Annotated in this window: 1 protein-coding gene; it reads left to right on the top strand. The window is 61.3% G+C overall.

Annotation, left to right across the window (positions count from 1 at the left end; all coding sequences use genetic code 11):
- Window positions 1–95: 95 nt before the first annotated feature.
- Window positions 96–444 (top strand): hypothetical protein (locus tag ACU8YC_RS27755; RefSeq protein ID WP_446896363.1); only part of this gene is annotated, 349 nt, incomplete at its 3' end.

The raw sequence follows: 444 nt of genomic DNA, 5'->3' as shown, positions 1-444 counted from the left end.
GGCTGGCGGACGAAGGGAGGCACGTCATCGCCGCAGGCGCACCTATGCCCGAGATCGACTAAATCCGCGTGTATGTCGGTCGGCAGGACATGTCGATGCAGCCGAGCTTCGAGAGCCTCGGCGACCGTTTGAGTTTCAGGCTTGTGGATGCCCGCAGCCTGAGGGCGGACAAGCAACTGGGAAGCGCATCCATCAACGACGTCGTGCTGAGCGTGATATGTCGCGATGGCTCGACGCCTCAGGTGGTGGAGCGTATCTTGAACCGGATCGCAGTTCTGGAACCATCGGCCCGCTCGGATGCGTTCGTCCGTTTGGCGATGCTGGCCAATTTGCGTGGCGTGAGGGACAGGGTTCTCGCGAGGAGAGGGGAAATGGGTTTCTCGGTCGATGTGAGCGATGTGCCTTTGTTCGAGGACGCCTTCAAGCGCGACCGGACTTCCACGA

It is taken from the genome of Citrobacter sp. VF227 (assembly GCF_052950715.1).
Note: the sequence above shows the minus strand (reverse complement) of the source record. Positions and strands in the feature narration are given on the sequence as shown.